The sequence below is a fragment of the Janthinobacterium sp. GW821-FHT03C08 genome (assembly GCF_059420905.1).
Map to the genome: position 1 here is coordinate 75,437 of NZ_JBWKUP010000022.1, position 22,819 is coordinate 98,255.

Below are 22,819 nucleotides of genomic sequence, written 5' to 3' on the forward strand. Positions count from 1 at the left end.
GCGGCAGCCACTGGATGTCTCTTGAGTACGGCAGCAACCGTGTCCCGGGCTGACACCGCCGTGGAAAACACCCAGGTCGTCGTGAATATCGCGGGCCATGACGTTCCCGTGCAGGCCGGCGGCCTGTATGACCGCTTTCGCTCGAATCCGCCTTTGTCGGTCATCGCGTCGGAAGCGCCGGACGTCGATCTGAGCTGGTTCAAGGGAATCAGGAAAGAAAAGGTGGACATCGGCTTTACCTCGTATTCGCCGAACTTTTATTACAAGAACCGCAAGATCACGGCCGTCTTTACGGCGGACCTGGCAAGGCTGAAGGAGCTGATGCCGGAAGACATACGCCAGCAGGTGCAGCCGCTGCAAGTGTGGCCAGGCCGGGGCGCCGTGGCATTGACGGCCTACGCCTATGACTACTGCGACAACGACAGCTACAATGAAATTTCATTGGCGATCGTGACCAATCAACCCGGCGCACGCAGTTTTGGCCCTTTTACCTTGCTGGGCCAATCGCTGTCCAAGGACTTCTGGGGCTATGTGCTCAAGCTGCCCGTGAACACGGAACTGGCCAGGGTGCGCGGCGTCGTCGGGTACCAGCTGCCCAAGTGGCTGACAGCCATCGATCTGAAGGAGACGGCATCCAGCATTTCCTTCGAAGTCACCGATAGCGCAACGGGAAAGCTTGATTTTGTCTTTGAAGGAAAAAAACTGGGCGACTTGTCGCACAAGGCCGATTTGGTGAGCAACAGCTTCACCAACACGGATGGCGCTGGCAAGCTGACGTATGGCCGTGCCGTTTCCCGCCTGCTGAGCCACGCATCGAGTACGCGCGCGGAATCGGTCGACCTGCAACTGGGCGACGGCAGCTTTTCGCGGTACATCAAGTCATTGAAGCTGGGGAAGATGATGAAATATGAATACGTGCCCGCCTTCCAGAATGCGCTGTATGCCCCGCAGCCGCTGCAAGCCCTCGGTGCCGGCAAGTGAGGTGCGGAACAGCCAGCAGCGAGCAAGCAGTGAAAAAGCACCGTGCCAGGTGCTTTTTTATCCCCGGCCCTCCCGGTATAAGTTGATGTAGATCAATCAATTTTCCTATTGTGTGCAGCAGAATATGATCATTCGCAAGTCTCTGATGCACAGACCGTGACAGAGCGCCTGCGTCCTGCATTATGCATTTGCCACTTCACAAGGAATACCATGACACCCACTACCATGAAAGCCGCCGTCGTCGAGCAACTGGGCCAGCCGCTGGTGCTGCGCGAGGTGCCTGTGCCGGTACCCGGCCCCGGCCAGATCCTCGTCAGGACGGAAGCCTGCGGCGTCTGCCACACGGACTTGCATGCGGCGCGCGGGGACTGGCCAGTCAAGCCCGCGCCGCCCTTCATCCCCGGCCACGAAGGCATCGGCCTGGTGGTGGCCATGGGCGCGGGCGTGACGGAAGTGCAACTGGGCGAGCGGGTCGGCGTGCCCTGGCTGTATTCCGCCTGCGGCCATTGCGAACATTGCCTGGCGGCCTGGGAAACCGTGTGCGCCGAGGCACAGTTCGGCGGCTACACGAAGAATGGCGGCTTCGCCGAATACATCCTGGCCGACCCGCGCTATGTCGCGCATATTCCGGCGGGCCTGTCCGCCGTGCAGGCGGCGCCCATCATCTGCGCCGGCGTGACCAGCTACAAGGGCATCAAGGAAACGGGAGCGCGGCCGGGCGAATGGCTGGCCGTGTCGGGCATCGGCGGCCTGGGCCACCTGGCCATCGAGTATGCGCTGGCCATGGGCTTGCGCGTGGCGGCCGTCGACATCGATGAAGGCAAGCTGGAACACGCGCGCGCCCTCGGCGCCGAAGTGGCCATCAATGCGCGCCAGGGCGACCCGGTGGCGGCCCTGCGCGAGGCGACGGGCGGCGGCGCCCACGGCGTGCTGATCACGGCGCCGTCGCTCGATGCCTTCCAGCAAGGCGTGGCCATGACGCGCAAGCGGGGCACCTGCGTGCTGGTGGGCCTGCCGCCGGGCGACTTCCCCACGCCGCTGTTCGACGTCGTCGCCAATTGCGTGACGATACGCGGCTCTTTCGTGGGCACGCGCCAGGACATGGCCGAGGCGCTGGCGTTTGCCGCCAATGGCAAGGTCAGGGCCGACGTGGAATTGCAGCCCCTGTCAGCCATCAACGACGTCTTCCACCGCCTGGAGCACGGCAAGGTGGCCGCGCGCGTCGTGCTCGACTTCAGCCAAGGCTGACCGGCCCGCCGGCGCCGCAGGGGCATCCCTGCCGCCGGCAAGCGGACACGGCCGCGGCGCGCGCGCGGCCAGCCTCCCGTCTTTCCCTTCTCCCGCCGCCCGCGGCGCATCCCGGCCCCCTGTCTGTCCCCTCCCCCTGCCAGCCCGGCAAGCAATATGCCCCGGGCGCCGCCTTTTGTGCCCGCGCACGCCCGTGCGCCGTTGACACCCGCGAGTAGCTGTCCTATAGTCGCCGGGTTAACAAGAAATGAGAATGAGAATCATGTTCATTAAAATGAAGAAATGGCTCGCCTGCTATCCCCTCCTGGCCGCCACCCTGCTGCTGGCCGGTGGCGCGCAGGCGCAGGAGACTGCGCAAGACACGGGCGCCAAGCAGTTGTGGCAGCTGATCGACTACGTGGCCGTCGATTACGGTGGCGCCGTCGAGCACGGCAAGGTGGTGAGCGAAGCGGAATACGCGGAAATGCTGGACTTCACGGACAACGCGGCGACGCAGATCGCCGCCCTGCCCGGGCACGCGTCGAAGGCGGCCATCGCCGCCGCCATCGCCGAGCTGCGCGCCGCCGTCGTCGCCAAGGCGGACGGCGCGCAGGTCAAGCGCCTGGCGCACCATGCGAACGGCTTGCTCATCGCCGCCTATCCGATCCCCGTGGCGCCCAAGGCGCTGCCCAACCTGGCGCGCGGCGCGGCCCTGTATGCGGCCCAGTGCGCGTCGTGCCACGGCGTGGCCGGCGGCGGCGACGGCCCGCTGGCGGCCAGCCTGGAACCGAAGCCTATCGCCTTCACGGATGGCGAGCGGGCGCAGTCGCGCAGCCTGATGGCCCTGTACCAGGTCATTTCGCAGGGCGTGGCCGGCACGTCAATGGCCAGTTTCGGCCAGCTGTCCGACAGCGAACGCTGGGACCTGGCCTTCTTTGTCGGCGGCATGTCGCACGACGCGGCGGCGCGCACGCACGGTGAAAAACTGTGGCAGGACGATCCCCGGGCCAAACAGCTGTACGCGGACCTGGCCGCCGTGACGACGCTGACGCAGGAAGCGGCGGCCGCCAAGCTGGGCGCCGACGAAGCCCAGGCGCTGACGGCCTACCTGCGCAGCGCGCCCGGCAAGGCCGAGGCGCACAAGCCGGCCGGCCTGGCTCTGTCGCGCCTGCGCCTGGCCGAAAGCCTGGCCGCCATGCGGGCGGGCGACCGCGCCGCCGCCACGCGCCTGGGCCTGTCGGCCTACCTGGACGGTTTCGAGCCGATCGAGCCGCTGGTCGGCGCGCGCAACAAGTCCTTGCTGCTGGCCGTGGAAAACGCCATGCTGGCCTACCGTTCGGCCGTGGCCAAGGGCACGCTGGCCGATGCCGAGGCGGCCGGCGACAAGCTGCAGCAACTGTTTACCCACGTGGAGGCGGAGCTGGGCGACGCCCAGGCCGACCCGATGACGACCTTTGTCGGCGCCCAGACGATTTTATTGCGCGAAGGCGTGGAAGCGCTGCTGATCGTCATCGGCATCATCGCCTTCCTGCGCAAGGCCAAGCGCCACGATGTATTGCCCTACGTGCATGCGGGCTGGATCAGCGCCCTGGGCGCGGGCGGCCTGACATGGTTGGCGGCCACCTACCTGGTGACGATCAGCGGCGCCAGCCGCGAAGTGAGCGAAGGACTCGGCTCAGTCTTCGCGGCCCTGGTCCTGCTCAGCGTGGGCCTGTGGATGCACCAGAAGAGCAGCGCCGGACGCTGGCAGGAATACCTGCACGAGAAGCTCACGGCGGCCATGTCGCGGCGCTCCGCCTGGGGCCTGTTCGCCCTGGCCTTCATCGCCGTCTACCGGGAAGTGTTTGAAACCGTGCTGTTCTATTCCGCCCTGGCGGCGGACGGCAATGGCGGCGCGCTGCTGGGCGGCTTCCTCGTGGCCATGGTCTTGCTGGCCGTCATCGCCTGGGCCTTGCTGCGCAGCAGCGCCCGCATGCCGATCGGCAAGTTCTTCTCGTGGACATCCGCCTTCGTGGCCGTGCTGGCCGTGATCCTGATGGGCAAGGGCGTGGCCGCGCTGCAGGAAGCGGGCTGGGTGGGCGTGACCCCCGTCGATTTCGCCCGCATCGACCTGCTGGGCATCCTGCCGACGGCGGAAACCCTGCTGGCGCAGGCGGCCATCCTGGCCATCATCGTTGCCGGCTACGGCTGGAACCGCATCTCGGCCGGCAAGGGCAAGCCGGCCTGATCCGCATCGCGCCGGAACGGCCGATGGCTCCCGGTCGCTGCACGCAGCTATCGGGAGCTGTTACCTTGCGGCCGCTTCCCGCGCCATGTCGGCCGACAGCGGGCTGTGGCCATGCATCTTTACTCCAGCCGGCCAGGTCTCTGCCAGCACGATATCGCGCAGCTTGCGCACGCTCTCGTCCAGCGGGTCTTGCGCAAGGATCACCAGGTCGGCCCGCTTGCCGGCTTCCAGCGCCCCCGCCAGATGGTCCATGTGGCAATGCTTGTGCGGCCAGCCAGGCCTATTTTGTTTTGGAAAATATCTTGGGGTGTTTACCAAGATCTTCCTGCCACATTGCTAAATTCGTGTCCAGCTTCTTCTTGGTCGGCTGGATTTTCTCCGCCGCGGCGATTGCATCCACGGCACGCTGTTTCCTTTGATCATTTTTCCTCTGCCTGTAGTAGCCGAACAGGGAGCCGCCCAGCGCCCCGGTCATGGCTCCGGCAGCCAGCAGGCCGGCCCCCGCCACGACGGGACCGGCGGCGATGCCCAGCAAGGCGGCCACCGGGGGCAAGGCCCAGTTGGCCAGGCCAGCCAGCCCTCCCGCGACGGCGCCCCAGCGCGCGCCGGACTCCGCGCCCTCGCGTACATGGGTGTCTTTGAACTCGCCGCCGTCAAGCGCCTGCTCGGCGCGCGCCAGGTGCGCCGAGCGCGGCGTCATGGCGCCGCCCGCGACGAAATTGGCATCGAAGCCGTCGCCCGGGTCATCGCTGCGCAGGCTGGAATTGGGACCGAGGGTGATATTGGAGCGCAGGCTCAGCAAGTCTTTCTCGCCTTTGACGCCCAGCGTTGTCTTGTCGCCGTCCGTCAGCGACACGTAGAGTTTCTTCAATTTACTTTTTGCAAGCTTGTGGTGGCCGCTATCGGCCGCTTCAGCAGAAGTGCCCACCGTCAGGCGTCCGCTGGCGCTTTTCAATTCCCCGTCGATGGCAGCGTTGCGCCACTTCTCGTTTTTCTTGCCCAGCTGAATCACAGCCTGCGGGGCGGCCTGCAATTGCACCACGGCCTGCGCCTGCGCGCCGTGATTCGCCATGGCGTGCCAGGATTGTAATTGCATGGCCTGCTGGCTATTTTCCGCCAGCGCCTGCAATGTCCCGGCGCCTGGCGCCAGGGGGGCGGCTGCCTGCCCGCCCCGCGGCTGTGCGGCATGGGCATGGCCGGCCGCCGCGCCGCCGGTGCGTGCCGCTTCAAGATGGGCCATGGCGATCTCCTCCTGATGTCCTGCATTACCAACAAGAACCCATGGCCGCCGACTGCGGGGGCACGCCGGCGGACGGCCTAGAAGTTCTTGAACTGTTTGCCCAGCGTCTCGTCGTAGGCCCCGCCTATCATGCGCATGAGGATGTCGCGCGGCGTCATTGAAGGAGAACTCAGCTTGACCGCCACGATCTGTGCGTGGGCCTCGTCGAATATCAGCAAGGGTTCGCCTGCGTGTTCGCCGGCATAGGAAATCTGATAATCCACGTCCTCTCCCAGGATGTATTGCGCGTGCGAGATGAACATCTGCACTTTCGGGATGGCGCTGGTGACGAGGTTTTTTTGCATGTCGATGCCGGGGTCTTCCACGCGGATGCCGCCCGTCCTGGCCGCCGACAGGCGCTTTTCCTTGATCGTCTGGCGCTCGATCAGCAGGCGGAATTGCGTTTGTGGCAATAAATGATGGTAGTCGCTGATGGTTTTCAGCAAGGTATTGACGGAGGAGCCGGAAATGGCCGTTTCCGTCAGGGCGATGGTGATCATGGGTGGTCGATGCAGCAGATGCGGATTGCGCGCCAGCATGGAAAACATCCGGCCCTCCTCCAGGTTCATCATGGCCATGGCCAGGTCTCTGTGCTGCGTGGTGCGCTTCTCCGTTTTCGCGATCTTGACGTTCAGTATGTCGCGCCTGACGGCAAGCAGATGGTCGGCGACGAGCGAACCGCCCCGTTCCAGGCTGAACACCGCCGTGGCGTCGCCCAGCATGTGCACCAGATCGAGCAGCGCGCGGCGATTGTCGCGGATGAAGGGCGCCAGTATCGCGCCCTTGATGTACGGGCCAAATGTCTCTGCCGTCTTGCCCGTCTGCTGCATGAATTCCTCGTTGTCCGTGCCGCGGATGACGCCGATGGCTTGATGCCGCTCGTCCAGGTTCGCGTCAGACAGGCGGGCCGGAATGCCATGCAGGTGGCCGAGCGTTGCATGCTCGACCTGCTCGAAGACCTCGTCGCCATGCATGGCCACGGACTGCTCCTTGCGCTCGGCCTGCTCGACGGGCCCCAGTTCGTGCAGCCGGGCTGCTTTTTCAAGCACTTGCACCAGCGCCGCATATTTTTCCCCGAAGGTGGCCACCCACTGGCGCTGGTAATGCCAATCATTGTTCATGGACAACAAAAAGGTCAGGCGATTCTGTACGCCGTCGAGCATGACGGGGGGAATGCGGCTGCGGCTGGAGTGATAGTTATCCAGTATGTTGTCAAATTCAATCTTACTCCCGAGCAACTTATTCGATATTGCCACGATTTTATCGTGCATCTCGACCAGGTCATCGACGGCAGCCTGCCACGTGACATAAGTATGGGTAATATCATCATCCCTCGCCCAGGCAATCAGGACAGTGTTCAGTTTCCTGTCCGCTATCGGTCCCCGATGGTACTCCCCCGGTATCGCCTTGGTGCGCTCCGCGCTGCCAATTTTGAAGTAGCCCTGCACGACTCCGGGCGATGCGGACGCCTGCCTGCGGGGCGCGGCCAGTCCGGCCTGCCATTGCGCCGCCCGGCTGCCCATCACGTCGGCCTCGTGCTCGAGCGCCCGGTCGTCATTGACGGGCACGCCCCCTTTCATCTGCAGCGTCGGCCTGACCCGGCCCTGTTTCTGCTGCACCACATGCCAGGCTTCATGCGGCAAGTGCCTTTCCTGGCCCGGCGCCAGGTGGATGGCCGTGCCCTGCGCATAGGCGTGCGCGTGCAGCTGGGCCGGCCTGGGCGAGTTGTAATGGACGGTCACATCGTCGAGGCGATAGCCGGACAGGCCTTGCAAGCCCGCCTGCAGGCCGGCGGGCAAGCCGCCAGGCGTGGAAGGGGCTGCTGCCGCCGTGCCGCCCATGCGCTGCACGGGCAGCCTGGCCAGCGCAGCGCCATTGGCCATTTCCGCATGGGCCTGCAACTGGCGCAAACGGGGATGCCCGTGCATGCCCTGCGCCTGCAGCATGCGGCCCTGGCCTGACGGCCCGGCCGCCTTGCCTTGGCGCGTATCGCGCGTGGTATCGGCGTGTGCCTGCATGGTTCGGCTCCCCGGTAGAGAAAACATCAATGGCTGCCCAGAAGGCGGCGGCTGCCTGGCGTGCAGCCGGCCGGGCATGGCCATTTGGCGGCCTCGGCGTTCGGATTGTACTTGCTTGAATAGTAAAAAAACACGCACATTGTCACGCCGCGATCCGGCCTCGCGGCGTCCCCGAATGGCGGCCTGAACAAATAAATTTATCGTGACAATAGGATAGTTTTATTACTTTTTTTGCATGCTACCATCGCTGCGGTTACATGATTCCAGGCAGCGACAATTACCATGGAACAGCAAATGCCATACCTGAATTTCCCGTCCCTTTCCTCGCCGCGCCCACGCTTGCAGGCGCGCGGTGCCGTAGCTGCAGCGCCGTTTCCCGGGTACTGAACCATGTCGGACATACGCAATGTGCTGGAAGTGATTTGCCGGCAAGCCAACGAGTACTTGCTCAACATTCACAGGCGCAATGACGACTGGGTCGTGCTGTCGAGCATCGTCGACCACAATGGCCGCGTGAATGAATTCATCAAGGACAAGGTGGTCATGACCGTGTACAACATCACGCGCGAAAACATGATCAGCACCTACACCCCGGCCCGGCCCGGCGGCGACGCCTTTGCCATTGTCAGTCCGCCCATCTACATCAACCTGCACCTGATGTTCATGGCAAATTTCTCCGAGAGAAATTATGCGGAAGGCCTGGCCGCCATCTCGGTCCTGATCTCGTTTTTCCAGCAGCGCCCCTATTTCACGCCGTCCGACACGCCGGAGCTCAAGCCGGGCATCGACAAGCTGACGCTGGAAATGGAAAACCTGACGCCCGTCGACGTCAACTACGTCATGGGCATCCTGGGCACCAAGTACCTGCCCAGCGCCTTTTACAAGCTGCGCCTGCTGCCATTCGACTCCAACGCCATGTGGGCCAGGACGTATGGCGCCATGGGCCTGGGCACGGCGCAAGCCCCGCAAGGCTGAGCCGCCATGGCACTCCAGCGCAACTACCTGTCCATGGGCATGGCGTTCTCGCCCGACGGCGGCGATACGCTGCTGGTGAAACTGTTCAGCGTGACGGTGCGGCATACCTATTACAGCCTGTCGCGGGGCTTTTGCCCGGACCTGCGCATCGCCCCCACGCCTGCGAGCGTGGAGCTGATGGGCAATTTCGGCATGGCACTCAGGCAGGAGCGCTTCGGCTTCAGCCTCTTCATCCAGCGGGGCCGGCTCAAGGACCTGCAGGCCTACCTGCTCGCCAAGGCCCTGCCCGGCCCCGGCGGCACGCTGGAATTCTGGGAGCGCCTGACTTTTTCCATGCAGCTGCAAAATCCCGCCTTCATCGACATCACGCAGCTGCCGCTGGCCACCAAGATCAATGAGCGCAATTTATATGCCAGCAATTGCCAGGCGCACCTGGAAGAGGGCCTGGCGCGGCTGTCGCCCGGCCCCTTCCTGGACGGAGCGGCCTTTTACGACGTCGTCGGCCGCGACGTCACGCTGCGCCTGCCCGCCGGCGCGCAGCGCGTCGTCGTCGCCGACATCGCCGGGCGCGTGGTGCTGCCGCCGCCGGGCACGGAGCCGATCCCGATCTTTCCCGCCGGCAGCGGCGCCGGCGCCCCGCAATGGAGCTGGGCGCAGATCGACATGAGCACGCTGCCGTTCGACCTGTACACCGTGCGCGTGCAGGATGCGCACGGGAACGAGGTTACTACGGGGAAATATCCCTGGAGCGTGCTGTACATCCAGCCCCAGGCCGATGCCCTGCTGCTGCTGGACATGCTGCTGACGCAGCCCACCCCGGACAGTGCCGGCGTGTATCCGCTGCCATCCCTGTTCGGCACGCCGCCCGCGCCGCCGGCCGCCAGCGGCACGCCGTATGTGCTGCCCTTCGATGCGCGGCATACCTATTGGCAGTATTACATCGTCTCGCAAGGCCCCAGGGGCATCCTGCGGGACCTGCGGATCAGCGGCCAGGGCGCGGACTTCGTTTGCCAGCCGGAACCGGTGCTGCTGCCGAACGGCGACCTGGCCACGGTGTTCATGGCGCAGCAGCCATTGCCCTTGAGCCAGCACGCCACGCAAGTCTTCCAGCTGACGGGCCAGCGCAGCGATGCCAAGGGCCACGAAAATGCGATCAGGATTTCCCGGCTACCGGTGGCGGCCGCCACGCCGGTGTGGCCGAGTCTCACTCAGCGGTTCCAGTCCGGGATTTCTGAGATTTATGTGTATGTTTGATCCGGCAATTCTGCCATGTTGCAGGTCTTTAACTACAAGGAAAAAAGTCCATGTCGACGAGTACAACCCTAGCGAAGAATCGGAAAACGCCCGGCGTTTATATCACCGAGTTCCCCTCGTTTCCGCCGTCCATCGTCGGCATGCCGACGGCGGTACCCATTTTCATCGGTTATACGGAGACGGCCGTCGATCCGTCGAGCGGCCAGCAGATGTACCTGACGGCCGTGCAGCTGAGTTCGCTGTCCGACTATAACAGTTACTTCGGCGGCGACTTCGACGCCAAAGGGGTGGTCGAGGTCGTCGATAACAGCACCTTTGACGCCAAGTACGATTTCCAGGCCGTCATCAAGGTCCTGTCGGCCAAGGACACGAAGGCGCTGGACGACAAAACGGACTATTTTTCCATCGGCACTTCGCTTGCACCGGATGCGGCGCTGCAACAGGCGACGGAAATGGCGGAAGAAGGCAAGAGCAAGATCAAGACCATCGCCCAGTTCAATCTGTATTCGGCGATGCAGATGTTCTTCAAGAACGGCGGCGGCAATTGCTACGTCGTTTCCGTTAGTAATTACTGGGGCAAGCAGAGCGTGCTGCCGACGCCGGACGCCGATCCCGTCAAGATCAGCGCCACCGAACTGCAGAAGGGCCTGGACGTGTCGGCCGTGACGCGCGGACCGACGATGCTGCTGGTGCCGGACGCCTGCCTGTTTCCCAAGGAGGAAGGCAAGGATGGCCACCCGGACAGCTATCCCGGCTATGCGGACATCGCCGTGGAGATGCTCCGGCAGTCGAAGAAGCTGCAGGACCGGGTCGCCATCCTCGACCTGCCCGGCGCCCTCGATGCCGATAACTGGAGCGCCACGGGCATGGCCAAGCAGGCGAAGATCTTCTATACGGCGATCAGCCCCGCCGCCGAAGCGTTCAGCTATGGCGCCGCGTATGGCCCGGCGCTGCAATCGTCCCTGATGACGTCCGCCGACATTCTCTACAACAACCTGTCGGGCAGCGCGGAAAGCACCGTGTGGATGAACAGCCTGCTCACCTCGCAGGCGTACGGGCTCTACCCGCCTGGCAAGGATGGCAAGCTGTCGGAAAAGTTCCAGGACGTGGCGGAACATATCGCCGCCGCCTTTCCCGTGGTGACGGCGGACACGACGGCCTTCGGCGACCCGACCGCCATCGTCGCCACCATGACCGCGGAGCCCAAGCAGCTGGTCTCGCTGACGCCGGCCAAGCCGAATCCCGCCCTGAACGACACGCCGGCGGCCAGGGTGGCGCTGGACCAGTACCTGGAAAATGCCACGCCCCTGCTGAGCAAAATCGAACAGATCCTCGCCACCCAGCTCAATGTCGTGCCGCCCAGCGGCGCACTGGCCGGCATCTGGACGCTGAACGACAACAACCGCGGCGTGTGGAATGCGCCGGCGAACATGACGCTGAACAACGTCATCTACCCGATGGTCGACCTGACCGACGCGGAACAGGGCGATTTCAATGTGCCCCTGAGCGGCAATGCCATCGACATCCTGCGCTCCATGGTCAACCGCGGCACCGTCGTCTGGGGCGCGCGCACCCTCGATGGCAACAGCCTCGACTACCGCTACATCCAGGTGCGCCGCACCCTGAACTATATCGAGCAGTCGATCAAGCAGGCGCTGCAGCAATACATCTTCGCCGCCAACGATGGCGGCACCTGGGCCACGGTAACGGCCACCATCTCCAACTTCCTGACCCAGCTGTGGCAGTCTGGCGGCCTGATGGGCGACAAGGCCAGCAACGCGTTTACCGTCAATTGTGGCGTCCCCACCACCATGAGCGGGCTCGACGTGCTGAATGGCTACATGATCGTCAACGTCACGGTGCAGCTGATCCATCCGGCTGAATTCATCGAGCTGACCTTCATGCAGACCATGCAGGGCGTGTAAATGATAGTTAATAACTCAATAACAATCCGATCACTTTTTAGCAGGAGTTCATGATGGCTGGTGAAATTCAATCCCCCAATGTTTGGCCGTTGCCAAAATTTTATTTTTCCGTCACGGGTTTGCCGACCGGCACCGTCAGTTTCCAGGAAGTGACGGGCCTGTCCACCGAGGTCACGCCGATCGAGTACCGCCACGGCGACAGCCCCAGTTTTTACCCGATCAAGATGCCGGGCCTGGGCAAGGTGGGCAATGTCTCCATGCGCAAGGGCATTTTCGTCAACGATACGACCTTGTGGACGTGGTTCGACCAGATCAAGCTCAATACCATCGCGCGCCTGACCGTGGTGGTCAGCCTGCTCGATGAGACGGCCACGCCGAAGATGGTGTGGACCCTCAACAATGCCTTCCCGATCAAGGTCACGGGCACCGAGCTGAAATCGGAAGGCAACGAAGTGGCCGTGGAAAGCGTCGATATCGCCTTCGAGACGATGGTCATCTCGGCGCCGTGACGATGTTTGCACCCTATTGCCCGCCGCCATCGTTCTACTTTACCGTCATGGTGGCGGGCACGGGCACGGCCCTCCAACTGAGCAGCATGGCCGACGCCGGCTTCCAGGAGGCGTCGGGCCTGGAAGCGAAGATCGAAACGGAAGCGCTGAAGGAAGGCGGCGAGAACCGCTATGTCCACCAGCTGCCTGGCGCCACGTCCTCGCCCAACCTGGTGCTGCGGCGCGGCTACGTGACGCGGCCATCCTTCCTGTCCGAATGGGCGGCGCAGACGGTCGGTTCCACGCTGGCCCAGCCGATCCTGACGCAGACGCTGGTGGTCATGCTGCTCGGCGCCGACCATATTCCCCTGGTGGCGTGGAATATCGCGCGGGCCTGGCCCGTGCGCTGGATGACGGGACCGTTCGATTCGCAGAAAAACGAAGTATTGACGGAAGTCATGGAATTTGCCTACGCCACGGTGACGCGCATGCCGCTCACCGAAGCGGCCGCCATGGTGCCGGCGGTCTCGGCCCTGATACGCCCCTAGAGGAGAATGGACATGCCCCTGCATATAGGTGAAATCGGCGTGCGCGTGGCAGTGCGCGACCCCAGTGAGAAACCGGCCGCGCCTGCGGCAGGCGGCTGTGGCGGCGCCGGCGCGCCCCTGGCCGCCACGCAGCAGGACCAGATCGTCGCCGAATGCGTGCGCCTGGTGCTGCAGACCCTGCGCATGAACGAGGCGCGCTGACATGACGGGCAGCCTCGAACACATGATCATCCAGGCCTACGCCGATGAGGAATTCAACCAGCAGGTGGGCCAGTTCACCGTGTGGATCAACCCCGCCACCTATACGCACGAGTACGGCATCTCGCACAGCGACCGCCAGGCGCCGGGCAGCAATGGCGCTTCGCCCGAATTTAACAAGGTGTGCCAGGAAACGGTGGCCTTCGAGCTGGTATTCGACGCCACCGGCGTGGTGCCGCCGCCCATCCCCGGCACGCCCATCCCGAAAAAGGGCGTGACGGCGCCGATCGACGAATTCCGCCAGCTGGCCGTGACGGTCAACAGCGACACGCACCGGCCCAATTTCCTGCGCCTGATCTGGGCGCAGCTGCAGTTCGATTGCGTGTTGAGCAAGCTGAGCATCAGCTACACCCTGTTCCGCCCGGACGGCACGCCCCTGCGCGCCAGGCTGGCCGTGTCCTTCACCTCGTTCAGCAGCGAAGTGGAGCTGGCGCAGGAAGCGAACCTGCACTCGCCCGACATGACGCACCTGGTGACGGTGCTGGCCGGCGACACCCTGCCCGCCCTGTGCTTCCGCATCTATGGCAGCAGCCAGTACTACCTGGGCGTGGCCGCCTTCAACCGGCTGCCGGACTTCCGCCGCCTGCGCCCGGGCGCGCAGCTGGTGTTTCCGCCCCTGTCGGGAGCGGCGGCATGAGCGCGCCTTCCCCCGCCCTGCTGGCCGGCTCGATCGTCAACGTCGCCATCACGGCCGACGGCAAGCCCCTGAACTCCACCTACCAGGTGCTGGCCGTGGATATCTGGACCGGCGTAAACAAGCTGCCGCGCGCGCGGCTGGTGATCGCCGACGGCAGCCCGAACACGGCCACCTTTCCCATCAGCGAAACGACCGCCCTGATCCCCGGCGCCAGCCTGGAGATCGCGCTGGGCTACGACGGCGGACAAAGCACGGTATTTTCCGGCCTGGTGTGCCAGCAGGGCATCAGCATCAGCGGCAACGGGCCGTCGCAGCTGATCGTCGAGGCGACCGACAAGGCCGCGGTGATGACGCTGGCGCGCAAGAACGCCATCTTTGACAAGACCACCGACAGCAAGGTGATCGAAAAACTCATCAGCCAGGCCGGCCTGGGCGCGGACGTCAAGGCCACGACGGAAGTGCTGCCCGCCGTGGTGCAGTTCTACTGCTCCGACTGGGACCTGATGCTGGTGCGCGCGCAGCTCAACGGCATGGTGGTGGTGACGTCGGCAGGCAAGGTCAGGGTGGCGCCGCCCGACACGGCCGCCCCGCCCGTGCTGACGCTGACGTACGGCCAGTCCATCCTCGACTTTCGCGCCGGCATGGACGCCACCGAGCAGTACAAGGCCAGCGCCATCCAGAGCCAGGCCTGGGACCCGGCCACGCAGAAGGTGGCCGTCTCGGGCCAGGCCAGCACCAGCGTGAAGGCGCCCGGCAACCTGTCCTCGGAACAGCTGGCCGGCGTCTTCGACGTCAAGCAGTACCTGCAGCAGACGGCAGGCACCCTGGCGCCGGCCGAATTGACGGCCTGGTCCTCGGCCGAACTGCTCAAGACGCGCCTGGCGAAGATCCGCGGCGAAGTGCAGTTCCAGGGCAACGCCCTGGCCGAGGTGGGGGCCATGGTGACCCTGGCGGGCCTGGGCGACCGCTTCAACGGCGCGGCCTACGTCTCCGGCGTGCACCATCGCTTGGCGCAGGGGCTGTGGCTCACGAGCGCCACGATCGGCCTGTCGCCGGACTGGTTCGCGGCCACGGCGCCGCAGATGGTGGCGCCGGGCGCCTCGGGCCAGCTGCCGGCGGCGGCCAGCCTGCAGACGGGCGTGGTGCTCAAGACGGACCAGGACCCGGACGGCGAATACCGCGTGCAGGTGTCGCTGCCTCTGCTGCAGGCGGGCACCCTGGGGCTGTGGGCCAGGCTGGGCGGATTTTACGCCTCGAACGGCTTCGGCGCCGAGTTCTACCCCGAAGCGGGCGACGAAGTGGTGGTGGCCTTCATGAATGGCGACCCCCGCTTCCCCGTCATCCTCGGCGCGCTGTACAGCAAGAAAAACCCGCCGCCCGTGCCGCCCGACGGGGAAAACAGCCAGAAGACCATCGTCACCCGCGCCGGCATGCGCCTCGATTTCTTCGACAAGGAGACGGCGCTCGAGATCTCGACGAAGAAAAAGCACAGCATCCGCCTCGACGACAAGGATGGCAAGCTGACGATCAAGGACAGCAACGGCAACACCGTCGTCCTGGCCGACAGCGGCATCAGCGTCGACAGCGCGGCGAAGATAACGCTGACGGCCAAGGGCGACATCAGCCTGGCCGCGCAGGGCAAGCTGGTGCTCAAGGGCCAGGCCGGGGTGGACATCGCGGGTGCCACCATCAGCGCCAAGGCCGACACCAGCTTCGCGGCGCAGGGCTCGGCCGAAGCCAAGCTGACCTCGGGCGGCATCGTCACCGTCCAGGGCGGCATCGTCAAGATCAACTGATCCCCACCATCGACCACAGGAGCCAGCGCATGCCCCCAGCCGCCCGACAGACCGACCTGCACGTGTGCCCCATGGTCACGCCCGGCGTGCCGCCCATCCCCCACGTGGGCGGCCCCATCACGGGGCCGGGCGTGCCCGTGGTGCTGATCGGCGGCTTGCCCGCCGCCTGCGTGGGCGACATGTGCGTCTGCGTGGGGCCGCCCGACTCCATCGTCAAGGGCTCGGCCACCGTCACCATCGGCGGCCGCCCCGCCGCCAGGATGGGCGACTCCACGGCCCATGGCGGCAGCATCGCCATCGGCATGCCCACCGTGCTGATCGGAGGCTGAGGCATGGCCGACGACCTTGCGCCCCGCTTCCTGGGCACGGGCTGGACCTTCCCCCCCACCTTCAGCCGCGTCCTGGCGTCGGTGGAGATGTCCAGCGACGACGCGAACATCAAGCAGTGCCTGCGGGTGCTGTTCGGCACGGCCATCACGGAACGCCTCATGCTCGCCTCGTATGGCACGAATCTGCGCCTGCGCGTGTTCGACGCGCTGACCGCCACGCTGGAGAACGAAATCCGCACGGCCGTACAGAAGGCGATACTCAACTGGGAGCCGCGCATCGACGTCATCAGCATCGACATCACGCAACAGTCGCCGCTGGACGGGCGGCTCGACATCAGCATCGCTTACCTGGTGCGCAAGACGAATGCGCGCAGCAACCTCGTGTACCCCTACTATCTGTCCGAAGCGACCACGGCCCTGCCGCCGACATGAGAAAGCCTGCGCAATGAGCCTGTCCCCCGCTTCCGGCGCCCTGAACCAGGCGATGAGCCAGCTCGACCGGCTGGCCCATGCCCCGGACCCCGGGCACGCGCCCGTGGATGGCCGCAGCCTGGCCAGCCTGCTCGCCTTTGCGGCCGAATACGGCAGGCTGATCCAGTTCTACGACCTGGCCGACGCGCCCGATGGCGACTGGTCCGCCTTTTTCCGCGGCGACCAGAGCGTCGCGCTGGCCTTGCTGGCCGCGCTCGACCTGGCCGACATCGAGCGCCAGATCGACCTGCTGCTCGACGCCCTGCGCCACGTGATCGGCGTGGAACAGCGGCTGCGGCTGTGGCAGGAGCTGAGCGGCAGCACCACGCGCCTGCTGGCCATCACGCGCCGCGCCGGCGTGCCCCATGCGGGGCTGCTGCCGGCGCTGGCCGAGGTGCCCGCGTGGCGCTCGCCAGGCCCGCTGCTCGAACCGGCCGCGCGCCTGGCCCAGCATTTCGGCGGCGAAACGGCCGAGGCGCGGCTGCAGCGCGAACCCCAGGGCGGCGGCTGGCTGCAGGAATTGCTGGCACTGCTGGAAGAATTCCTCGCCAGTCTGCTGCTGGCCCTGCAGCAGGAGCGCGATGCCGCCGTCGCGGCCCTGCCGGCGTCCCTGCTCGACAGGCGGCACGCGCCCCAGTCGGGGCTGTGGGATGCCTTTGCCCAGCTGTTCCGCCACGCCCAGCACAGCGTCAACCGCTTTCCCCGCCGCCTGCTCGACTTTTACCAGGAACAGGTGCTGCGCCAGCAGACGCGGGCGGAGGCGCCCGACCATCTGGTCCTCGCCTTCACCCCCGCCGACGGCGTCAGCCAGACCAGCCTGGCCAAGGGCACGCCCTTTCTTGCCGGTACCGACAGCGATGGGCTGCCCATCCTGTATGGGCTCGACGCGGACCTGACGGTGAGTGCCGCCAGCGTGACGGCGCTGCGCACCGTGACGCTGGCGCCGTGCGGCGACCCGGCCGCGCCGGCCGGCCGGCTGGTGCTGGCCGGCGAGGTGGCCCTGTCGGACACGCCGCCGGCCATCACTGCGGCCTTTCCCCTGTTCGGCGCGGACCAGCCGGGGCTGCATGGCGCCCTGCTCGCCAAGGAAGCCAGCCTCGGCTTTGCCATCGCCAGCGACTGCCTGCTGCTGGCGGGCGGCTTGCGCGAAATCAAGCTCGAACTGTACCTGCAGCCGACGGCGGCGCAGGCCCCCGACAGCCTGCCGCCCGCCGACCTGGCGCGGCTGCTGGGCGTCGCCTTCGCGCTGCGCTATACGACGCCGGACGGCTGGGCCGATATCCATGGCTACCACGTGGCGCCGCCGACGCAGCCGGACGGTCCCTATCTGCTGTCGTTCCAGCTCGACGCGGATGCCGCGCCCTGGGCGGCGGACCCGGCGCAGGCGGCCCTGCCGTGGGGCGGCCTGCCCACGCTGTCGGCGCGGCTGCTGCAGTCGCCGCCGCCGGCCCCGGGCGAGGCACGCGCGTATCCGTACGCGGCGCTGTCCGCGCTGAGCCTGTCGGCGCTGGCGCTGCGGGTGGCGGTCAGCGGCCTGGAACAGCTGCAGATCAGCGGCCCGGGCGGCCCGCTGGACCCGGGCGCGCCGTTCGCCCTGTTCGGCTCGCCGCCCGTGCAGCATGCGGCCCTGAGCATCAGCGCGCCCGAACTGTTCGCCAAGCGGCTGGACTGTTTCAGCGTCACCATCACCTGGTTCGGCCTGCCCGTCGCCAGCTCCGGCTTCAAGGGCTATTACGAAGGCTACGTGATCGACGCCGATGGCAGCACCCGCGCGCCCGGCCAGCTGTTCAACAACCGCATCTTTACGGCGGGCCTCGAGGTGGTCAATCCGGGCAGCTGGACCTTGCGCGGCGGCCCGCCGTTCCAGCGCCTGTTCCAGCTGGGCGTGCAACAGATCGAGCCGGCGCCGCTGCTGCCACGCACGACCCTGCGCGAGCCGGTCATCGCCAGGTCCGCCGAGCGCTACTACGACCCGCAGCTGAGCGCCGTGCGCCTGCGCCTGGAAGACCCCAGCTATGCATTCGGCGACGTGCTGTACGCGCCCAACGTGATGGCCGCGTCGCTGCAACTGACGGCCATCGCCGCGTCCTGCGCGGGCCAATGCACGCCGCCGCCCGTCGGCGATGGCGACGCGCCGCTGGAGCCGGTGCTGCTCGCCTGCCAGGAAGGCGACGACGCCAGCTTCCCCGCGCGGGTCAGTGTTGCCGTTCAGCAATCCCTGGGCAGCCTGGACGGACAGGCGCTGGCTGCCCTCGACGCCGCCATCGGCCAGGCCGTCGCCATGCCGGAACAGCCGGCATGGCGCGACGGCCTGCGCGCGGCGCTGCGCCACCAGGCGGCGGGCGCATCGCTGCTGCAGCGCCTGCGCCGCCTGCGCGCGCCGGGGCAGGACAGCCCCGCCGTGCATGCGGGCCTGCGGCAGTGGCTGGCCGGGCACGGCGCGGCCCTGCAGGCGGGCGGCGCCACGGCACGGGTGGCGCAGGCGCACGCCGCGCTGGCGGCCGGCGACACCCTGCTGGCAGCCTGGCAAGCCAGCATCGGCACCCCAACGTCCGTGGCGCGGCCGGAACTGGCCGGCAGCATGCGCCGGCTGCAGGACAGCCTGCGCGCCGTGCCCGCCGACACGGACCCTGACTGCATCCAGAAATGCATGCACGATGCCGTCAAGCCCGCCTTTCCCAACCAGCCATGGCTGCCGATGGCGCAAGGCATCCAGGTCAGCTACGGCGCGACCGCCGCGCAGCCGCCCGTCGCTGGCCAGGCGGGCGCCACCGCCCTGCATTTTTTCCACCTGTGCCCGTTTGACCGGATCGAGGCGGCCGGCTGGCAAGACGGCCAGGCAGTGCCCCTGCTGGCGCCCCTGGCCGGCGCGGGCACGCTGGACATCACCCTGTCGGCCCCCGCCACGGAACTCAGCCTGCTGTTCCAGATGGCGCCGCCGCCCGGCGGCTGGCCCATGGACACGGCGATGCCGTACTGGCAGCAAGGCGACGGCACTGCCTGGCAAGCGCTGGCGCCGCAAAGCGACACGACCAACGGCCTGCGCCAGTCCGGCATCGTGCGCTTCGCGCTGGCGCCCTGGCCCGCCGGCGCGCCCCTGCGCCTGCGCGCCGCGTTCGCCGAAGGCGATGCCGCCCGCTATCCCCTGCTGGCTGGCCTGCTGGGCAACGCCGCCAGCGCCACCTGGCTGGGGCCGGGCGGCGCCGGCACGCTGGGCACGCCGCTGCCGGCCGGCAGCATCAGCGCGCCCGCGGCACCGCTGCCGGAGATCGGCAGCATCGTGCAGCCGGAAGCGTCGTTCGGCGGACGGGCCCGGGCCAGCGGTGCCGCCTTCGACCTGTGGCTGGCCGAACGCCTGCGCCACAAGGACTACGGCATCCAGGCCTGGGACTACGCCAGCCTGGTGCTGGCGGCCTTTCCCTCGCTGTGGCAGGCGGGCGTGGTGGCGGCCAGCAATGGCGCCCCCGGCTGCGCGCCGGGCCAGGTGTGGCTCGTGGCCGTGCCCGGTCCCGCCACCCCGGCCATCGACGACCCCACCGTGCCGGGCTGCACGGCGCAGGCGCTGAGCCAGATCGCCGCCTACCTGGCGCCGCGCATCAGCCCCTTCATCGAGCTGCACGTGAGCAATCCGCCATACGTGCGCCTGTGCGTGCACGCCAACCTGCGCTTTGCCGACGACGACAAGAGCGCCTGCCTGCGCCGCCTGAACGAGGAACTGGTCGCCTACCTGTCGCCATGGCCCACGCCCGCGCTGGGAGCGCGCGCCGCCAGCTACTACACCTGGCAGGAAGTGGCGCGCTTCATCCGCCAGCGCCCCTACGTCAAGGCCATCCTCGCGCTGCGGCTGTCACCGGACCCCGGACGCGCGGGCGCGCCGCCCGCCTACTACACCTCGGCCCTGTCGCACGCGCTGGTGGCCGACGCCCCGCACGGCTGCGAACTGCTGCGCCAGCCGGCCATCGCGCCACCGCAGGAGGCCGCATGAGCGCAGGGGACGGCTTGCCGGCGGACAACGCCACCATCGCCCGCGCGCCGCCCGCGCACGCGGGCCTGAACTACCAGGCCCTGGTCGAGGAAGGCACGCGGCTGGTACAGCAGCTGTCGGGCGAGCTGTGGACCAATTTTAACTATTCCGATCCCGGCGTCACCATCCTCGAGCAGCTGTGCTATGCACTTACCGAGCTGTCCTACCGCGCCGGTTTTCCCGTACCCGACCTGCTGGGCGCGCCGGGCAGCGGCGCCATCGCCCTGCCGCACCAGGGCCTGCGCGCGGCCTGGGACATCCTGCCCGTCAGCGCCGTCACCGCCGACGACCTGCGCCGCCTGCTGCTCGACCGCGTGCCGGAGGCGGCGAATGTCTGGCTGACGCCGCTGGCGGCGCGGGACGCGGGCGGCGTGGACGGCCTGTACCGGCTCGACGTGCTGCCGCGCCGCGCCGACTGCAGCTGCGATGCACCGGCCGAGGCTGCCTTGCCCGCGCGCCTGCTCGACCACTACGCCAGCCAGCGGGCCCTGTGCGAAGACGTGGCGGCCTGCGTCGTGCTGGCCCCGCTCGCCACCCGCCTGCAAGCCACGGTGCTGCTGAACCAGTTCAGCGATCCCGACGCCGCGCTGGCCCAGCTGCTGTTCGCCGTCGGCATGGTGCTGGCGCCGGAGCCGCGCCGCAGCTCGCTGGCCGAGCTGCGCCAGGCCGGCCGCACGAGCGCGGAAATCTTCCACGGTCCCTTGCTGCTGCAGGGCTTTGTCGGCGCCGACCAGCTCGCGCCGCTGCCCCGCTGCGTGCGCGTGGGCGCCGTGCTGGAAGCCATGGCCAGCGTGCCCGGCGTGCTGGCCGTCGATGCGCTGACGGTGTACGTCCAGGGCCATGCGCGCGGCTATGGCGTGGACGACTGCATCGACGCCGGCGACGGCAACATCCTGCAGCTGGACACCGCCTGGCGCGACGATGGGCTGATATTGCTGTGTGACAACGCCGTCTGCACGCCCAGTCCGGCCAAGGTGCGCCGCCTGCTGGACCGGGCCTGGGCGCTGCAGCGCCGCCGCTATCCGCTGCGGGACGACTATGACGCGCTGTATCCGCCGCCTGCCGGCACGGGCGTCCCGCTGTCTGGCTACACGTCGGTGCAGGAGCAGTTTCCCGCCGTCTATGGCATCGGCGCCTATGGCCTGCCATCCGGCGCGGGCGCGGCGCGCCAGGCCCAGGCCAGACAGCTGAAGGGCTACCTGATGGCCTTCGACCAGTTGATGGCCGACTACTTCAGCCAGCTGGCCTTCGTGCGCGACCTGTTTTCCGTGACGGCCGGCGGCGAGCGCACCTATGCCTGGCAATCGCTGCGCGGCTGCGTGCCGGGCGCCGACGACCTGCTGATGGCGGGCTATGAGCGCGGCATGCACGAACTGACTGCGCGCAACGACCCCGTGCTCGCGCGCCAGGGCGCCGTGCTGGGCTTCCTGCTGTCGCTGTACGCCTCGCCCCTGAACGCGGCGGCGCCCGTCTCCGGCTTGCCCGGTGCGGCTGCGGCCCGCCAGGCGGCGCTGGTGCGGGCCCGGCAGGAGTTGCTCAGGCGCATAGTGGAAGCGACGCGCGACCGGGGCCGCGGCATCGACTACCGGCAGGCCGACCGCCAGCACCCCATGGCGGGACTGGAAGTGCGCTGCCGCATCGAGCTGGGACTGCTCGATCCCGCGCGCGGCGGCGCCGGCGATGGCGCGCAGGCGCCTTTCGGCCGCCAGCTGCCGGCGGAGGACGGCGCGCGGGTCGAGGCCGCGTTCCTGCCCGTCGACCATGGCGGCGACGACGACCTGGCGGGCGACGCCATGGCGGACGCGCCCCTGGCGGGCCGCGCCGTGGAGCCGGCGCTGCTGGCGGCCCTGGCCGACCCCTTGCGCTACCGCCTCGGCACGCTGCAGGCGGGCGGGCCGCTGATCCTCGCCTGCCAGGACATGGACGGGCACTGGTGGCAGCTGGCGCCCTGCCGCGACGCCGTGCATGCCGTGATGCTGACGGCCGCCCTGCTGCGCGCCGCGGGCGGCCACGAAAGGCTGTACATCGTCGAATGGGTGCTGTTGCGCGACGCCCTGGCCGGGCCGCCCGGCGCCGGCGGGCAGGCGGCGGCCGCATTCAACTTCCGCATCAGCGCCGTCATGCCGGCGCCGCGCGGCAACGACGGCGAGGCGACGGACGACGACGGCTGGCGCAGCCAGGCGCGCGCCATCCTGCGCGACAACACGCCCGCGCACATCGTCGTCGACGACCTGGTCCTGGGCCACCGGCGCATGCGGCGCTTCCTGCGGCTGTACGGCGAATGGCGCCACGTGCTGCGGCACGGTTCGCCGGCGCGGCGCAGCGAAGTGTGCCGGCGCATGGCCCATTTCCTGCACGAGGCGCGCCGGCGAACCGTGCCGC

The 22,819-nt window shown here is 67.4% G+C and carries 17 protein-coding genes and 1 pseudogene; 15 read left to right on the forward strand and 3 right to left on the reverse strand.

The window, feature by feature from the left end; genetic code table 11:
* The first annotated feature begins 60 nt into the window (after positions 1–60).
* From AC07VL_RS25300 to AC07VL_RS25310, 3 genes are all read left to right on the forward strand, one after another.
* On the forward strand, positions 61–981 hold the full coding sequence (locus AC07VL_RS25300; protein ID WP_494808288.1) for an acetoacetate decarboxylase (ADC): 921 nt from the start codon (positions 61–63) through the stop codon (positions 979–981).
* Between the two features lie 210 nt (positions 982–1,191).
* Positions 1,192–2,229 (forward strand): zinc-dependent alcohol dehydrogenase, encoded by a 1,038-nt coding sequence (locus AC07VL_RS25305; protein ID WP_494808289.1) that lies wholly within the window; start codon positions 1,192–1,194, stop codon positions 2,227–2,229.
* Positions 2,230–2,491: 262 nt separating this feature from the next.
* Positions 2,492–4,435: an FTR1 family protein gene (locus tag AC07VL_RS25310; protein WP_494808290.1), complete on the forward strand. Its 1,944-nt coding sequence runs from the start codon at positions 2,492–2,494 to the stop codon at positions 4,433–4,435.
* A 60-nt stretch (positions 4,436–4,495) separates the two neighbouring features.
* On the opposite strand, the gene AC07VL_RS25315 is transcribed toward AC07VL_RS25310, so the two are convergent.
* The 3 genes from AC07VL_RS25315 to AC07VL_RS25325 form a co-directional block, all read right to left on the reverse strand.
* Positions 4,496–4,687: a hypothetical protein gene (locus AC07VL_RS25315; protein WP_494808291.1), complete on the reverse strand. Its 192-nt coding sequence runs from the start codon at positions 4,685–4,687 to the stop codon at positions 4,496–4,498.
* A gap of 28 nt (positions 4,688–4,715) precedes the next feature.
* The gene (locus AC07VL_RS25320; protein WP_494808292.1) at positions 4,716–5,675 is read right to left on the reverse strand and encodes a hypothetical protein; all 960 of its coding nucleotides are present in this window, start codon (positions 5,673–5,675) and stop codon (positions 4,716–4,718) included.
* 77 nt (positions 5,676–5,752) lie between these two features.
* Positions 5,753–7,732 (reverse strand): eCIS core domain-containing protein, encoded by a 1,980-nt coding sequence (locus AC07VL_RS25325; RefSeq protein ID WP_494808293.1) that lies wholly within the window; start codon positions 7,730–7,732, stop codon positions 5,753–5,755.
* Positions 7,733–8,122: 390 nt separating this feature from the next.
* On the opposite strand from AC07VL_RS25325, the gene AC07VL_RS25330 reads away from it, so the two are divergent.
* The 12 genes and pseudogenes from AC07VL_RS25330 to AC07VL_RS25385 all read left to right on the forward strand — a co-directional run.
* Positions 8,123–8,707, forward strand: a complete 585-nt coding sequence (locus tag AC07VL_RS25330; RefSeq protein WP_494808294.1) for a Pvc16 family protein — start codon at positions 8,123–8,125, stop codon at positions 8,705–8,707.
* 6 nt (positions 8,708–8,713) lie between these two features.
* Complete coding sequence (locus AC07VL_RS25335) at positions 8,714–9,961, forward strand: hypothetical protein (RefSeq protein ID WP_494808295.1); 1,248 nt, start codon at positions 8,714–8,716, stop codon at positions 9,959–9,961.
* Positions 9,962–10,011: 50 nt separating this feature from the next.
* A complete protein-coding gene (locus AC07VL_RS25340) occupies positions 10,012–11,886 on the forward strand; it encodes a phage tail sheath family protein (RefSeq protein ID WP_494808296.1) in 1,875 nt (624 codons plus the stop codon).
* Between the two features lie 89 nt (positions 11,887–11,975).
* On the forward strand, positions 11,976–12,395 hold the full coding sequence (locus tag AC07VL_RS25345) for a phage tail protein (RefSeq protein ID WP_494808297.1): 420 nt from the start codon (positions 11,976–11,978) through the stop codon (positions 12,393–12,395).
* 2 nt (positions 12,396–12,397) lie between these two features.
* On the forward strand, positions 12,398–12,922 hold the full coding sequence (locus AC07VL_RS25350; RefSeq protein ID WP_494808298.1) for a phage tail protein: 525 nt from the start codon (positions 12,398–12,400) through the stop codon (positions 12,920–12,922).
* 12 nt (positions 12,923–12,934) lie between these two features.
* Positions 12,935–13,123, forward strand: a complete 189-nt coding sequence (locus tag AC07VL_RS25355) for a DUF5908 family protein (RefSeq protein WP_494808299.1) — start codon at positions 12,935–12,937, stop codon at positions 13,121–13,123.
* Between the two features lies 1 nt (position 13,124).
* Positions 13,125–13,817, forward strand: coding sequence for a CIS tube protein (locus AC07VL_RS25360; RefSeq protein ID WP_290600474.1), 693 nt, complete (start codon positions 13,125–13,127; stop codon positions 13,815–13,817).
* Positions 13,814–15,613, forward strand: coding sequence for a type VI secretion system tip protein VgrG (vgrG, locus tag AC07VL_RS25365; protein ID WP_494808300.1), 1,800 nt, complete (start codon positions 13,814–13,816; stop codon positions 15,611–15,613). Before AC07VL_RS25360 ends, vgrG begins: the two co-directional genes overlap by 4 nt.
* 29 nt (positions 15,614–15,642) lie before the next feature.
* Positions 15,643–15,942 carry a PAAR domain-containing protein gene (locus AC07VL_RS25370; protein ID WP_298414270.1) on the forward strand — a complete coding sequence of 100 codons (300 nt, stop codon included), beginning with the start codon at positions 15,643–15,645 and terminating at the stop codon, positions 15,940–15,942.
* A gap of 3 nt (positions 15,943–15,945) precedes the next feature.
* Entirely contained in the window at positions 15,946–16,374 is a 429-nt protein-coding gene (locus AC07VL_RS25375) for a GPW/gp25 family protein (RefSeq protein ID WP_494808301.1), read from the forward strand.
* A 13-nt stretch (positions 16,375–16,387) separates the two neighbouring features.
* Complete coding sequence (locus tag AC07VL_RS25380) at positions 16,388–20,398, forward strand: baseplate J/gp47 family protein (protein ID WP_494808302.1); 4,011 nt, start codon at positions 16,388–16,390, stop codon at positions 20,396–20,398.
* Positions 20,395–22,819 (forward strand): annotated as a pseudogene (locus tag AC07VL_RS25385) (hypothetical protein); the annotation flags it as partial. The gene AC07VL_RS25380 and the pseudogene AC07VL_RS25385, both read left to right, overlap by 4 nt.

Bases quoted from the DNA above. Each gene is read 5' to 3' on its own strand.
- AC07VL_RS25340 (WP_494808296.1), top strand. From the start codon at position 10,012: ATGTCGACGAGTACAACCCTAGCGAAGAATCGGAAAACGCCCGGCGTT.
- vgrG (WP_494808300.1), top strand. From the start codon at position 13,814: ATGAGCGCGCCTTCCCCCGCCCTGCTGGCCGGCTCGATCGTCAACGTC.
- AC07VL_RS25320 (WP_494808292.1), bottom strand. From the start codon at position 5,675: ATGGCCCATCTTGAAGCGGCACGCACCGGCGGCGCGGCGGCCGGCCAT.
- AC07VL_RS25335 (WP_494808295.1), top strand. From the start codon at position 8,714: ATGGCACTCCAGCGCAACTACCTGTCCATGGGCATGGCGTTCTCGCCC.
- AC07VL_RS25350 (WP_494808298.1), top strand. From the start codon at position 12,398: ATGTTTGCACCCTATTGCCCGCCGCCATCGTTCTACTTTACCGTCATG.
- AC07VL_RS25375 (WP_494808301.1), top strand. From the start codon at position 15,946: ATGGCCGACGACCTTGCGCCCCGCTTCCTGGGCACGGGCTGGACCTTC.
- AC07VL_RS25355 (WP_494808299.1), top strand. From the start codon at position 12,935: ATGCCCCTGCATATAGGTGAAATCGGCGTGCGCGTGGCAGTGCGCGAC.
- AC07VL_RS25380 (WP_494808302.1), top strand. From the start codon at position 16,388: ATGAGCCTGTCCCCCGCTTCCGGCGCCCTGAACCAGGCGATGAGCCAG.
- AC07VL_RS25310 (WP_494808290.1), top strand. From the start codon at position 2,492: ATGTTCATTAAAATGAAGAAATGGCTCGCCTGCTATCCCCTCCTGGCC.
- AC07VL_RS25370 (WP_298414270.1), top strand. From the start codon at position 15,643: ATGCCCCCAGCCGCCCGACAGACCGACCTGCACGTGTGCCCCATGGTC.
- AC07VL_RS25305 (WP_494808289.1), top strand. From the start codon at position 1,192: ATGACACCCACTACCATGAAAGCCGCCGTCGTCGAGCAACTGGGCCAG.
- AC07VL_RS25330 (WP_494808294.1), top strand. From the start codon at position 8,123: ATGTCGGACATACGCAATGTGCTGGAAGTGATTTGCCGGCAAGCCAAC.
- AC07VL_RS25315 (WP_494808291.1), bottom strand. From the start codon at position 4,687: ATGGACCATCTGGCGGGGGCGCTGGAAGCCGGCAAGCGGGCCGACCTG.
- AC07VL_RS25360 (WP_290600474.1), top strand. From the start codon at position 13,125: ATGACGGGCAGCCTCGAACACATGATCATCCAGGCCTACGCCGATGAG.
- AC07VL_RS25325 (WP_494808293.1), bottom strand. From the start codon at position 7,732: ATGCAGGCACACGCCGATACCACGCGCGATACGCGCCAAGGCAAGGCG.